This window comes from Bradyrhizobium sp. USDA 4353 (assembly GCF_054063215.1).
The window spans coordinates 5,263,489-5,277,505 of sequence record NZ_JBSSGB010000001.1 but is presented as its reverse complement, the minus strand read 5'-3'; the positions used below and the strand labels follow the sequence as shown (position 1 = coordinate 5,277,505).

7 protein-coding genes and 1 pseudogene are annotated in these 14,017 nt (G+C 65.2%); 4 read left to right on the top strand and 4 right to left on the bottom strand.

Going from position 1 to position 14,017, the window contains the following annotated elements; all coding sequences use genetic code 11:
* Positions 1-12 precede the first annotated feature (12 nt).
* The 4 genes and pseudogenes from ACVILH_RS23780 to ACVILH_RS23765 form a co-directional block, all read right to left on the bottom strand.
* Positions 13-1,047, bottom strand: a complete 1,035-nt coding sequence (locus ACVILH_RS23780; protein WP_006609318.1) for a 2Fe-2S iron-sulfur cluster-binding protein — start codon at positions 1,045-1,047, stop codon at positions 13-15.
* Positions 1,047-2,973 (bottom strand): annotated as a pseudogene (locus ACVILH_RS23775) (ethylbenzene dehydrogenase-related protein). The gene ACVILH_RS23780 and the pseudogene ACVILH_RS23775 overlap by 1 nt, the downstream one beginning before the upstream one ends.
* Positions 2,970-3,161 (bottom strand): hypothetical protein, encoded by a 192-nt coding sequence (locus ACVILH_RS23770; RefSeq protein WP_456715057.1) that lies wholly within the window; start codon positions 3,159-3,161, stop codon positions 2,970-2,972. The pseudogene ACVILH_RS23775 and the gene ACVILH_RS23770 overlap by 4 nt, the downstream one beginning before the upstream one ends.
* Before the next feature lie 72 nt (positions 3,162-3,233).
* Entirely contained in the window at positions 3,234-3,467 is a 234-nt protein-coding gene (locus tag ACVILH_RS23765) for a hypothetical protein (protein ID WP_456715056.1), read from the bottom strand.
* Positions 3,468-3,933: 466 nt separating this feature from the next.
* Here ACVILH_RS23765 and ACVILH_RS23760 point away from each other — a divergent pair, with 466 nt between their 5' ends.
* The 4 genes from ACVILH_RS23760 to ACVILH_RS23745 all read left to right on the top strand — a co-directional run bounded on the left by ACVILH_RS23760 (position 3,934) and on the right by ACVILH_RS23745 (position 13,843).
* Positions 3,934-5,796 carry a type I secretion system permease/ATPase gene (locus ACVILH_RS23760; RefSeq protein WP_456715055.1) on the top strand — a complete coding sequence of 621 codons (1,863 nt, stop codon included), beginning with the start codon at positions 3,934-3,936 and terminating at the stop codon, positions 5,794-5,796.
* A gap of 3 nt (positions 5,797-5,799) precedes the next feature.
* Positions 5,800-7,737, top strand: a complete 1,938-nt coding sequence (locus tag ACVILH_RS23755) for an HlyD family type I secretion periplasmic adaptor subunit (RefSeq protein WP_456715054.1) — start codon at positions 5,800-5,802, stop codon at positions 7,735-7,737.
* 101 nt (positions 7,738-7,838) lie between these two features.
* On the top strand, positions 7,839-9,929 hold the full coding sequence (locus ACVILH_RS23750; RefSeq protein ID WP_456715053.1) for an autotransporter strand-loop-strand O-heptosyltransferase: 2,091 nt from the start codon (positions 7,839-7,841) through the stop codon (positions 9,927-9,929).
* Between the two features lie 563 nt (positions 9,930-10,492).
* Complete coding sequence (locus ACVILH_RS23745; protein WP_456715052.1) at positions 10,493-13,843, top strand: beta strand repeat-containing protein; 3,351 nt, start codon at positions 10,493-10,495, stop codon at positions 13,841-13,843.
* Positions 13,844-14,017: the final 174 nt, after the last annotated feature.

Genomic DNA, 14,017 nt, shown 5'->3' with positions numbered 1-14,017 from the left:
GCCGCTTCAATATCATTCGGCCGGCTGGAACATCGCCGGACGGCCGCGCTGGCTATCCAGCCAGCCGACCAAGCGATCCATCAATCCACCACTCGATTCCGACGGCTGCGCCGACGAAACGAACGGATCGCAATGGCACTTGGCGCCAGCCGCGCGCGACATCTTGGCGACGGCTTCCGTCATTGCCGGCGCGCCGCAGGTGTAGACCACGTCGTTCGGCGTCAGCTCCGGCATGTGCTCGGTCGGACGGCCGCTGCGAATCGCCGGCGACACGTTCTGCGGTTCTGAGACGATCGGGATGATCTTGACGTTCGGGAAGCGCGCCAGACGGCACAGCGCCTGGTGCATGTAGAACGACTGCAGCGTGCGCGACACCACGATGAACACGATCTCGCGCTTCGGATTCTCGGTGATCGCCGCAACCGCGATCGCCCACATCGGCGCAAAGCCGGTGCCGCTGGCGACGAGGATGATTCGTCCACGATGCTTCTGCCGGAAGAACGCGGTGCCGAGCGGCGCCGTCAGCTTGACGCGATGGCCGACCTGTATGTCGCGGCCGAGCGCCGACGACACCAATCCATCCTTCAGGATGCGGATGTGCAGATACAACAGATGGCTGTCGGGCGCGCCGACCATCGGATAGGTCGGGCTGTAGCAGCGCGTCGGGAAGCCGCGATACTGGACCTTGGCATATTGTCCGGGGAAGAACCGCAGCGGCTTGGGCATCTCGATGGTGACACCGACCACATCGGGCGCCAGCCGCACGAGATCACCGACCTCGCAGTTCATCGTCACGGTGTCGGGGACGGGCTCGGTGATGATTTTCAGATCGGACACGACGCGCGCCTGGCAGGCATGCGCCATGTCGCCTTCCATGCCGCCGAACAGCTTGCCGTCGACGACAGTGACCTTGCAGGAGCCACAGATTCCGCTGCGGCAGTCATGGGGCAGATCCACGCCACTATTGATGGCACCGTCGAGCAGGATATCGCCCACATTCGCGTAGAACGTTTCCCTGTTGTACTGGATTTTGCAAATCTTACCCATCACTGCACCTCAAGTCGCATCGGCCGGATCTGCCTCGTATGTCGGATCTGGGTGTGGTCGAACGCAGCGACTCGCATGAAGACACCGTTCTTGATCGGAACGTCGTACTTGCTTTTCGTGTCCATTTTGCGGGCAATTTCGAGCGTCCAGTGGCCGGCTGCCCAACGTGCGGCGCAACGAATGTCGGCGCGGTCGCCGGTGAATTCGCCGCTGATGAGAACCCCCGGCACCACCGTCCCGATCGGCGTCTGCGCATCGGCCTCCGCCGAGTAAGGCACCGACTCCGCCTCCGTCATGAACCAGCGCGCCCCCTCGCTCTCGCCGATGTTCGGATCGAGATTGATCTCGCCCATCGCCGCCGTCATCGCAGCGACGTCCTTCGGCAGGCGCTTCGGTCTGACGCCCCGATTGCCCAGTCTGGCGGCCTCCCTGTCGATGATGAAATTGTCGGTGTAGTTCGCCGTCCCCGGATCGGGCGCGAACCCGCCCTTGTAGGGAGTCAGGCCCTTGACCTGGTCCGGCGTCGGCTCGGCCGGCGGGCCGAAATGATCGTCGTCCATCCAGCCGGTCGGACCGCCGCTCGTGGCCTTCCACAACCAGGCGTCGGCGTAGAGGTTCGGCGCTGGCGTGTAGTGAATGCCGCGGGCCCGACAGCGTCGCCGGCTTGTCCGGCATCGGCTGCGAGCTCATGTGAAAGGTCCGGTCAGCCGCCAGCGTGATCGGCAGCGTCGTGAACAACATCGAGAACTTGTCCTCGTTGTAGTCGTTCTCGTCGCCCTTATCGAAGCCGTTGGTCAGCAGATGCCAGCCATCGGCCTTCTTGATCAGCGGCAGCTGCTTCAACGAGCGCGTCGGATCTTCCCAGATGACGAGAAAGTAGACCCAGGTGCCGTCATGCGCCGCCTTGATCCAGACCCGCGATTCTCCGGTGCCGTCGAAATTGTCGCCCTGGTTGGTGGTGACCATGTGCGGCTGGATATTGCGCCAGACGCGGTCCGATGAATCGCCGTCGAGCGTCGGGGCATCGGAGCTTGCGATCCGGTACACCGTCACAGTGTCCTCGGCGTAGTAGTCCGCGGCAAACATCGCCGAGCCGATGACGATGGCGGCTGCCGTCGCAACCACGAAGGGGTTGGACTGGAAGGTGGGGTTACGGCGGCGCGAGTTGCCTTTCGAAGGCGGGGGACGCATCCGCCCCGACGGCATGCGCGACTCGGGTCGTCCCCGCATCGGCTCCTCCATGCGTCGCGGCGCCGGCATCGGCTCGCGCATCGGCGGCCGCTGAGCAGGCGCAGGCTTCTTCGGCGGCGCCTCGGCCTCCTCGAGCTTCTCGGACTGTTCGACCAGCATCGTGAGCAACTCGACCGGATCGAGCTTCGGCGGCGGGGGCGGCAGAGGGGCCGGACGGAACACGCGATAGAGCTGCATCTTTCCACCGATGCTGAAGTGAACCAGGATATGCAGCACCACGAAGACCGGAATGACCCAGGTCGCGTACCAGTGGATCATCATGGTCACGTAGCCGGAGGCCACGCCGAAGAACAGCAGGCCGCCGGTGACGATCAACGTGAACATCGAGATGAACAGCACCCAGTGCAGCATCACGCTGATCGAGCCGAGGCGCGCAGGCCGACGGCCAAGCAGGCCCTTGAAGCGCATCTTGTCGATGCTGACGCGACGGCCGAGGCCCGCCTTCGATACATAGATCATGTAGGCAACCGCAACGCTTGCGAGCACGACTCCCGCCGGCATGTGCCAGGTCCAGGTCCGGTGTCGGGGAAGCAGCCAGTCGAGATTGTTGGCGATCCACGCATGGTTCGGTGCCTCGGTCGCCATGCGAAGGCCGGTGAGGAACGCAATCACCGTGGCCCCGACAAGGGTCCAGTGCAGGATGATGGTGCCGTAATCGGTCTTTCGAATCTTCATGCGTGCGCCTCCCGACATGCGCGCACGCGATCGGCGCGATTCAACGCCGTTCCGGCGACCGACTTGTGATTGAGCACGTCGACCGTGACGTGGACTGCGACATGGCTCATCGCCCCCATGCCACTCACGGTCCGCCCTCGCCCCAAATGCACTCCCGCATCACGCGCTTCGGTGGTGATGTAGTTCAACAACTCTCGTCCCCCAGGATACTCATGACTCGGCAACCACCTGTCCGACACCGACGCCGCCGGCGCCGCCCTTCATTGCGTTGCCCCACTACGCTCGGCGCGCCCCCGAAGATCACGCACCGAAGACCAGTTTGAAGCACCCAGAGCCGGTGACGGGTTGCTCGGATTGCCATTGAACTGGTCCGCCCCACTGTCCTCCTTGATGTTGCTCTTGATGTTGTTGTTGCCGATTGCCAGGCCGGATGCTGGAGCGATGCGCTCACGCGTTCGCTGAGAGAACGCACAGCCAGCAACCGAAGTGGCCATGTGTCATCGCCACCGTAGTCGCACGGGGAATCACGTTTGCGCGTGTATTCGCTGGTGTCACTGTCGTTCCCCACATCCGCCGATGCCGCTTGATCGAGATGACAAAGCGAGTCCGTTGCACCGCAGGAAGATTTATTCGCGTTCATGGCGTCAATCGGCCCGGACCGCGGCCAATGAGTGCGGAAGCAAGGTGATAGACGGACGAATGTGTGACGCCAGATCCACGTCGCGCCTCATCACCGACACGCAACTATCGAAGATCGCGGCTGAATCCGATTCGGACGGACGGCCTCGACGGGGCTTGGCGAAGCGGCCCGTGACCCATGCCCTCCTCTACCTCTCCGCGTGTCCTACGGCGCGCTGCCTGCGACAGAATTGGCCAACTGTCCAATTGTTGCCGGAAATTCGTCGGCATCGACTGGCAAGAGCGCTGAGTGACGCATTGGAATTTGGGAGACGCGCCTGGATGAGTCTGGCTCAAGACCGCCCGCGAACAAAAGCCGCGGCTGCCCTCAACGACCTGATCTCGGGTAGCGATGATCCGGTGACGCGCGGCCTGCGTCAGGCCGTCAAGCGCATGGCCGGCATCGGCGTGTTCAGCGGCGTGATCAACATCCTGATGCTCTCCGGCTCCGTCTACATGATGCAGGTCAACGACCGCGTCGTGCCGAGCAAGAATCTGGCGACGCTGATCGGCCTGTCGGTGATGATCCTGGCGGCCTATCTGATCCAGGGCTATTTCGACGCGCTGCGCTCGCGCATGCTGTGCCGCGTGGCCACGGTATTCGATGCGAGTCTGCAGGATGCCATCCATCATGCTTTAGCCACCCTGCCGCTGCGCGGCACCAAGCCGATGATGATGCAGCAGCCGTTGCGCGATCTCGATCAGCTGCGCGCCTTCATGTCCAGCATGGGGCCGACCGCGTTTCTCGACATGCCCTGGATTCCGATCTTCCTGATCGGCATGTTCCTGTTTCATCCGCTGATCGGGATCACCGCGATCATCGGCACGGCGGCCATCGTCTCGATGACGCTGGTCACCGACCGGCTGTCGAAGCAGGCCAGCAGATCCGCCAGCGACACCAGCGCCGCACGCCAGGTCCTTGCCGATGCCACCCAGCGCAACGCCGAGGTGATTCGCGCGCTCGGCATGCTCGATCGGTTCTCGGCGCGCTGGAACGCCGTCAACGAGAAGTATCTGAAGGACAATATTCGCGCGAGCGACGTCTACGCCAATCTCGGTGCCGCCGCCAAAGTGCTGCGCTACGTGCTGCAGTCGGGCATGCTCGGCATCGGCGCGGCGCTGGTCGTGTCCGAGCAGGCGTCGGGCGGCGTCATGATGGCGTCGTCGATCCTGATGGGCCGCGCGCTCGCGCCGATCGAGATCGCGCTCGGCAGCTGGAAGCAGCTGGTTGCCGCGCGCCAAGGCATCGCCAGACTGCGCGACGTCTGCAAGGCCACCGCAAAGCCGGAAGCGCCTCCGGTGGCGTTGCCGCGCCCGTTCCGCGAGCTTACCGTCCAGGAGCTCAGCGTTGCCGCACCGGGCACCGATCGTCCGATCGTTCAGAACGTGTCGTTCTCGATCAAGGCCGGCACGGGTCTGGCGCTGCTCGGTGCAAGCGCGTCCGGCAAGACCTCGCTGTCGAAGGCGCTCGTCGGCATCTGGCCGACATTGACCGGCACCGTCCGACTCGACGGTGCGGCTCTCGATCAGTGGAGCAACGAGGATCTCGGCCGCCACATCGGCTACCTGCCGCAGGACGTCGCGCTGTTCGACGGCAGCATCGCCGACAACATCTGCCGCTTCGACGAGAATGCGACGTCGGATTCGATCCTCAAGGCGGCGCAGATCGCCGGCGTGCACGACATCATCCTGCGGCTGCCCGAAGGCTATTCGACACGGATCGGTCAGGGCGGCATGTCGCTGTCGGCCGGTCAGCGGCAACGCGTCGGTCTTGCGCGCGCGCTGTATGGCGATCCGTTCCTGATCGTCCTCGACGAGCCGAATGCCAATCTCGATACCGACGGTGAGAATGCGCTCAGCCGCGCCATTCAGATCATGCGGCAGCAGAATCAGAGCATCGTCATCGTCATCTCGCACCGTCCGAGCGCGCTGAACGCGCTCAACATGGCGCTGGTGCTCTATGAGGGCAAGGCGATCGCCTTCGGTCCCTGCCAGGAGATCTTCGCTCGCGTCGCCGGCGCCAAGGCGCCGGCGGGGCCGGCGGTCACGCACGCCGCCGCGGCGCCGCGGGTCGCCGCGCCAGCCGCCGCACCCAATCCGAACGCGAGATCGCTTCGTCGCGCCGCCCCAGCAGAAAGCGCTTGAGCCATGAAACACATCAATGACTTCAGGCCGTTCGACGATCAGGACTATGTGCGCCCGAAGACCCGCGCCGTCGGCCCGCAGGGCGATGCCCTGATTCTGGAGCTGCAGAGATTGCAGGGCGCGTTCGACGACGGCTCAGATGAGGATGATCCGCGCGCACGCCGCGGCCAACGCGACGGCAAGAAGCGCCGGCGCCCGCCGCCATCGCAAGTGCGGCCCAAGCCTCGCAAGAAGAAAGGCAGCACGATGGGCCGTGCGCTTTCGCTGTTCGGCCTCGGCAGCCAGGCGCCAAAGGCCCGCCGCGCCGAGGGCATCCGCGAGATGGATTGGCAACAGCCCGCGCAGATGCGCGGCTACGAGCCGGAGTTCTCTCCTCCGCCACGCCAGGCGGCGTCGCGCTTGCCGGCCAACCAGGCACACGTGCTGGATCTCAGGGACAACCGACGCGACGCCAATTTCGGCGACGGTGTACGGCGGCCGATGGGACAGCAGAACCTGCCTGCAACCCTGGGGCACGCGCCGGCTGTTCCGCAGACCGGCGTCCGCCGTCTGGTCGGCACGGCAGGAACGGCCCTGACGACCGGCATGACGTTCATCGCCGCGCAGGGCACGGCGGCGGATCTCGACGACGGCTCCGACGAATCGCTCGTGCCGCGCGTCGGCCGCATGTTCGAGAACGAGCTGCGACTGGGCTTGCGTGTGCTGCTCGTGGCCGCCGTGTTCGGTGGCGGCTGGCTGACGCTGGTGCCGCTGGCCGGCGCGGTCGTCGTGCCCGGCAATCTCGTCGTGCAGTCCAACGTGAAGGCGATTCAGCATCCGACGGGCGGCATCATCGCCGAGATCAAGGTGGACAACGGCAAGCGCGTTGCCGCCGGCGACCTGCTCGTACGCCTCGACGCCACGCAGAGCCAGGCCCAGCTGCAATCGATCACCAAGCAGTTGAACGAGCAGCGCGCCAAAATCGCCCGCCTGTCGGCGGAGCGTGATGGTCTGGAGCAGCCGGATTATCCGGCGACGCTGACCTCACGCTCCGACGACCCGAACGTTCGCGCTGTCATCGCCTCCGAAAATGCGTTGTTCAAGGCCCGCGCGATCACCCGCAAGAGCCAGAAGGAGCTGCTGCAGGGCCGCATCGTCCAGCTCAATAACGAGATCAGCGGCATGGAGTCCCAGCTCGACTCCAAGACCAAGCAGATCGATCTCATCAAGGGCGAGCTTGCCGGCGTGCAGGATCTCTATGACAAGCGCCTCGTTCCGCTGACGCGGCTGACGACGCTGCAGCGGGAGGCCGCGCGGATCGACGGCGAGCGCGGTCAGCTGGTGTCGAGCGTGGCGGAGACCAAGTCCAAGATCAGCGAAGCCGAGCTGCAGACGGTCAAGATCGACCAGGATTTCCGCAGTGAGGTGGTCAAGGATCTCAGCGAGGCACAGGCCAAGGAAGGCGATCTGGTCGAGAAGAGCGTGGCCGCTCGCGACCAGCTGGACCGCATCGAGATGCGCGCGCCGAATTCGGGCACCATCCACCAGCTCGCGGTTCACACCATCGGCGGCGTCATCAAGCCGGGCGAGACCATCATGGAGCTGGTGCCCGATTCGGACGAGCTGCAGGTCGAAGGCCACGTTCAGCCCAAGGACATCGACCATGTCCATACCGGACAGGACGCAATGGTCCACTTCAATGCCTTCAATTCGCACACGACCCCGAAGTTGAGCGGCCAAGTCTCGTTCGTCTCGCCCGACATCACCAACGACCAGCGCACGGGCTCCACGTTCTACACGGTCAGGATCACGCTGCCCGACGAGGAGCGGAAGCGGCTCGGCGACGTCAATCTGAAGCCGGGCATGCAGGCCGAGGTCTATGTCCAGACTGGCAGCCGCACCATGCTCAGCTATTTGATGAAGCCGGTTCTCGATCAGTGGCGCCGCGCCTTCGTGGAGTGACCTGACAGGATGCGGTCCGCTTTCGCCTCGCGCGGGAGTGCGGACCGCATCAGCGCCCCCGCATGAACATTGCAAGCTTTCCCCGCACCTCGGATTCGACGATGGTGCAGACAATTGCCGGACCGTCCTCGGACACCCAGCCCAACATGGGATCTGACGGCGTCGGCGATCGTCCGAACATGCGGCGCCTGCCGCCACCGTCGAGCGTCCCCACCCAGGAAGGACCGCAGGGCCTTCGGTTCGACTTTAACGACGGCTGCCGTGTCATGCTGCCCGACAACGGGCAGCCTTGGCGCGTGCGGCTGAGCGATCTCGACACCGCCAATATCCTGTTCGACATTGAGCTGCGCTCGGGGCACGTCAACAGCAGCAAGCGTTACTTCGTGCCGTTCAGGATCGAGGTCTGGTCAGGAGACGATCTCCTGCTCCGCCACGACTACGACGCCGCCGGGCGCGACGTCCTGATCCAGTTTCCGGTCGGCACGCTCGGCGACATCATCGGGTGGATGAGCTATGCGATCAAGTTCAAGGAGCTGCATCAGTGCCGCCTGACCTGCGCGATGGGAGAGGCGTTGATCCCGCTGTTTCGCAGCGCCTATCCCGACATCGAGCTCGTTACTCACGAGAGGATCGAGGCCGAACGATACTACGCGACCTACTCCGTCGCGCTGTTCTTCGATGACGCCGGGCTGGTCCATCAGCCCTGCGACTTCCGGCAGGTGGGCTTGCACAAGACCGCAGCCCACATTCTCGGTGTCGATCCCGCCGAACAGCCGCCGCGTGTCGCGCTCAGCGAGGGCAGCCGCCCCATCGCCGAGCCCTATGTCTGCATCGCCGTGCAGGCCACCACGCAATGCAAGCATTGGAACAATCCGGGTGGCTGGGATCGGATCGTCAGCTTCCTCAAGGCGACCGGCTACCGCGTCATCTGCATCGACCAGAAGCCGGAGCGGGGCCACGGTCCATTCCGGACGCAGATCCCCCACGACGCCGAGGATCAGACCGGTGACCGGCCGCTGACCGAGCGGGCCCGCTGGCTGAAGCACGCCGCGTTCTTCGTCGGGCTGTCCTCAGGCCTGTCCTGGCTCGCTTGGGCGGTCGGGACGCCTGTCGTGCTGATCAGTGGCTTTACCCACCCGAGCAACGAGTTCGCGACCCCCTATCGCGTCATCAACCACCACGCCTGCAACGGCTGTTGGCATGACGTCCATCATCGCTTCGATCACGAGGATGCGCTCTGGTGCCCGCGCTGGAAGGGCACGCCCCGCCAGTTCGAATGCACCCGCTTGATCACCGCCGAGCAGGTCGAGGGCGCGCTACGCCGGATTCCCGGCTTCGGACAGGGATTGCGTCCCCAGCCGGGCATACAGGCAAGCACCGTTCGGCCCGCGCAGGACGGCCAGGCTGTCGCGGCACCTCCGCCCCTGCCCCCGTCGGGCGGTGAGGAGCCGATCGCGCTGGCTGCCCTGCTGGCTCGGCCCCATGGCGACGTCCCCCACGGCGGTCTCGCTGTCGGCGTCACGGTCGCTGCGGGACGGCTGCTGGACCAAGCCGCAGCTCAGCTTGCCGAAGGCGACACCGCCGCGAACGCCAGCGATCTGGTCAGCGCATTGCAGCGCTACAAGCAGACGATCGACATCATCAGGTATCTCACTCAGGCCGAGCCGGACAATGCCGGCTTCCAGCGCAACCTCTCGGTCGCGTTGAACCGCATCGGCGCCGTGCTGTTCGTTCAGCGAAATCTTCAGGGGGCACATGCCGCCTACTCCGCCAGTCTCGCCATCGTGCAGAAGCTGGCGGCAGCCAATCTCGCCAATACCAGCTTTCAGCGCGACCTCGCCTGGTGCCATGCGCTGTTGGCCGACGTGCTCGCGGCCCAGGGCCGCCATGCCGAATCGTTCGAGCAGCGACGCTCCAATGCCGCGTTGATCACGCGCCTCGCCAACGCTGCGCCTAACGATTCGGCGCTCCAGCAATCGCTGGCGACATCCTACCAGAGCCTGGGCGACGCCTTCGTTCCTCTCGGCAATATCGACGGCGCGCTGACCGTCTACCGAATAGGCCTTGGCCTGACCAAGCGTGGGCTTGATGCGAACGGGCAGGATCCGACCTGGAATCAGATCTACACCACCTTGCTCCAGAAGATTCGCGCCGCACTGCTGGCGCAGCGCCAGGTCGTGCCGCAATCCTGAGCGGCCGCTCGACGAACTCAGCCGCGCCTGACATTCAATTCCACGCAAGGCATCGCGCGACACCGGCAGCGGTGAACGGTCGTCGCGTCACGCGCGTCGGCATTCCGGGATTCGCGCCAGTCGGGCGTTTTTAAGAACAGGCTGACGCTGCGACACCTCCCTGCGACAGCCGCCATGGCCATACCGTCACCGGCACGATGCGGGCAGGATCTTGACGAGAACGTGCCCACCGCATCGCATCGATGCTCACCGCCTTCGACACCGGCCTCCTGAAATCAAGGACTTGGCGGCGTGTTCGGCAAATCGATCACAGCTCCGCGATGCCCGAACAACAACATATTTGCGGACTCCCCCACGCCTGTTTTGGCCCGATTGCTTCGACCATATAGCCCGGTGCGACAAAGTAGCGCGCGGCGGTTTAGCGCGCGACCAACCATCGCACATCCGGAGGCGCAGCTCGAACGCGTCGCCTCCTGCGGCAGGGTCGATGCAGTCCGCATCGTCTGGCCAGTTTCGGTACGGGGCCCTGCCGGGCGTCGGATGAACTTGGGGAGAGATGATTCATGGCGAACAACACCTTCAACCCGACGGCCCTCGCCAACGGCACGTCGAACCTGCTGGTGCGCGCCTCTGCGCTCAACATGTCGACGGACCTCGTCCAGGCAGGCGTGGTGTTCAACGACGCGGTCCGCGCGTCGCTCGGCCTGTTCACGCAGGCTGGTAGCGGCAATTCGAACCCGTTCCTGGGCAGCTACACGACCGACCTCCACGCCGTGCAGAACGACATCGCCGCGATGCTCGCCAATCCCGGACAGGTGACGCTCGGCGGGCAGACGTTCACGCTGAATGCCACTGATACTGCGGTCCTCACCAACGTGCAGGCGCAGATCTCGACCCTGCTGACGGCCGCGCCGCAGACCGCCAACGCGGCAACGATCACGGCCGCGGACCAGACGATCCACGCCGTCCAGCAGGAGATCCTGCAGGAGATCAACGGCGATGCACATCTCTCCGGCGCGCTCAACAAGGTGAACTTCCTCGCCAACACCGGCGGTCAGGACGTCGCCTTCCAGAATACGCCGGCCGGCGCTGACGATGCGGCCACGCTGGCGGCAGCCACTGCGGGCAATTCCCTCAAAGATGTCGGCATGGTCTTCAACAAGGTGGTCGACCTCGCCTCCGGCGGCATCCACACCGGCAATCTGCAGGAGGTCACGACCGACCTCACGGCCATCTCGCAAGGCCTCACCAACATCCTGAACAACAAGACCCAACTCGCAAAGATCGAAGCCGGCGAGACGGCGAATGCAGCGGCGCTGACCACGATCCATCTGCAAACCGTGCTCGGCCAGATCAACCTCGAGTTGAATCAGTATGCCAAGGCGGAAACGACCGGCAATCAGGCGGCACTGCGTGGCACAGCCGACAATCTGCTCGACAGCATCGACATCATCCAGAACGACGCCAACCTCAACACGGCAGCCGGCGGCAACGGCATGCCCGGTCACGCCGGCGGCTTCGCCGAGGACCCGGGCGGCTTGACCGGCACGGTCACCAAGTTCCAGGACAACCAGGCGCAGACCAATTTCTGGGCCGCCTTCCTGGCCGAGGGCAACACCATCAACGCGACGCTGCAGAAGATCTCGACCGGTGGCGCGCAGGCCAGCGCAGCCCTGGTCACGCAGATCCAGAACTATCAGCAGTTCGGCGCCAATTTCGACGCTGCCCAAGGCAACGTCTTCCGCGGCCGCTTCGACAATGAGTTGCTGAGCGGCACGCTGGAGGCCGACACCGCGGCTGCCGTGAAGGGCCTGCAGGGCATTCTCAACGGCGACACCGGCGCGGCGCTCGCCGCCGACAAGGCGATGGTCGCAGCGGCCGGCCAGGGCTTCGCAGCCGATGCCATGGACGTGTCCGGCAACAACATCGCGATCGGCGGCGCGACCTATGTCGGCACGGCGACGACGGTTTCGACGGCCACCTCGGTGCACGGCCTCGCGCAAGGCACCATCCCTGTGACCGCAACGCCCAACATCGCGAACGGCACCGGCGGCACGACCACCACACCGCCCTCCACCGGCGGCGGCGGAACGGGCGCGGGCACCGGCATGGGGACCGGCGGAATGCACACGACGCCGGTGAATTTCAGCCCGACCGCGCTCGCCAACGGCACGTCGAACCTGTTGACCCGCGCGACCGCCATCCAGCATTCGACCGATCTGGTTCAGGCCGGCGTCGTGTTCAACGATGCGGTGCGCGCCTCGCTCGGCCTGTTCAGCCTTGCCAACAGCGGCAACTCGCCGGCCTTCCTGACGAGCTACCAAGCCGACATCACCGCCGTGCAGACCGATATCGCGGCGATGCTGGCCAATCCCGGCCAGGTCACGCTCGGCGGCAAGACGTTCGCGCTGAACGCCACCGACACAGCCGTGCTGACCAATGTCGAGGGACAGCTCGGCACGCTGCTGCAGGCCGCAGGCCAGTTCGCCAATGCGAGCACGTCGGCAGCGGCCAGCCAGACGATCCATGCGCTGCAGCAGGAGATCCTCGGCGAGATCCACAACGACGCGCATCTGGCGAACGCGCTGAACAACGTTCCCTTCCTCGCCAACACCGGCGGTCAGGACGTCGCGTTCCAGACGTCTCCTGCCGGCGCGGACGATCCGGCGAGCCTTGCTGCGGCCACCGCAGGCGCCAGCCTCAAGGATGTCGGTCTCGTCTTCAACAAGGCGGTCGAGGTCGCCTCGGGCGGCATCAACACCGGCAATCTGGCCGAGGTCCAGGCAGACTTCACCGCGGTGTCGCAAGGGCTGACGGCGATCCTCAACAACAAGACTCAGCTCGCGCAGATCGAGGCTGGCGAGACCGCGAACGCAGCCGCGCTGACCACGATCCACCTGCAGACCGTCCTCGGACAGATCAACCTGCAGTTGACCAAATATAATCAGGCCTCCACCACCGGAAATCAGGCCGCGCTGCGCGGCACGGCCGACAACCTGCTCGACAGCATCGACATCATTCAGAACGACGCCAACCTGAACAAGGCGGCAGGCGGCAACGGCGCTGCCGGCCATGCCGGCGGCTTCGCCGAGGATCCGGGTGGGTTGACCGGCACGGTCACCAAGTTCCAGGACAACCAGGCGCAGACGAACTTCTGGGCGGCGTTCCTCGCCGAGGCGAATACGATCAACGCGACGCTGCAGAAGATCTCGACCGGGGGTGCACAGGCCAGCGCCGCGCTGATCACGCAGATCCAGAACTACCAGCAGTTCGGCGCCAATTTCGACGCCGCGCAGGGTGCCGTGTTCCAGGGCCGCTTCGACAACGAGCTGCTCAGCGGCACGCTCGAGGCCGACACGGCTGCGGCCGTGAAGGGCCTGCAGGGCATCCTCAACGGCGACACCGGCGCAGCGCTCGCCGCCGACAAGGCGATGATCGCCGCGGCCGGCCAGGGCTTCGCGGCCGACGCGATGGACGTGTCCGGCAACAACATCCCGGTCAATGGCGGCACCTATGTCGGCACCGCTACGACGGTGTCGGCAGCGACCTCGATCAAGGGCACGGCGCACGGCACCATTCCGGTCACTGCCACGCCGAACCTCGCCAATGGCACCGGCGGTACTGCGGCCGCGGGAACGACAGCGGCAGGCGGTGCTGCGGCGGGCGGCGCTGCGGCCGGCGGAACGGCTGCGAATGGAGGCGCGGCTGCGGGCGGAGCCGCCGGGCAGGCCAATGGCGGCACGTCGACCGGCACCAGCACGGCCAACAATGGCAGCAACAACATGCACCACAGCGACCATCATCATGACCACAGCCAAGGCCCGCATACGAGCCAGGCCACGCACACGAGCCAGGCGGCAGCAGCCGCGCCCGACATGTCGCATCACCACGCGATGTATCACATGTGGGCTTGAGACGGCGGCATGACGCAGCCGTAGCAAACACTGCCATCAGATATCCCGGGGGCCGAGATGACGTTCGAGTGTCACCTCCCTCCCGGGCCAAGCGAAGCGACCGTCAGCACAGACGGTCGAGTGAGGTGAAGCAGAAGGACCTTCGAGATTCTCTCGGGATGCATGTTCCGTTCC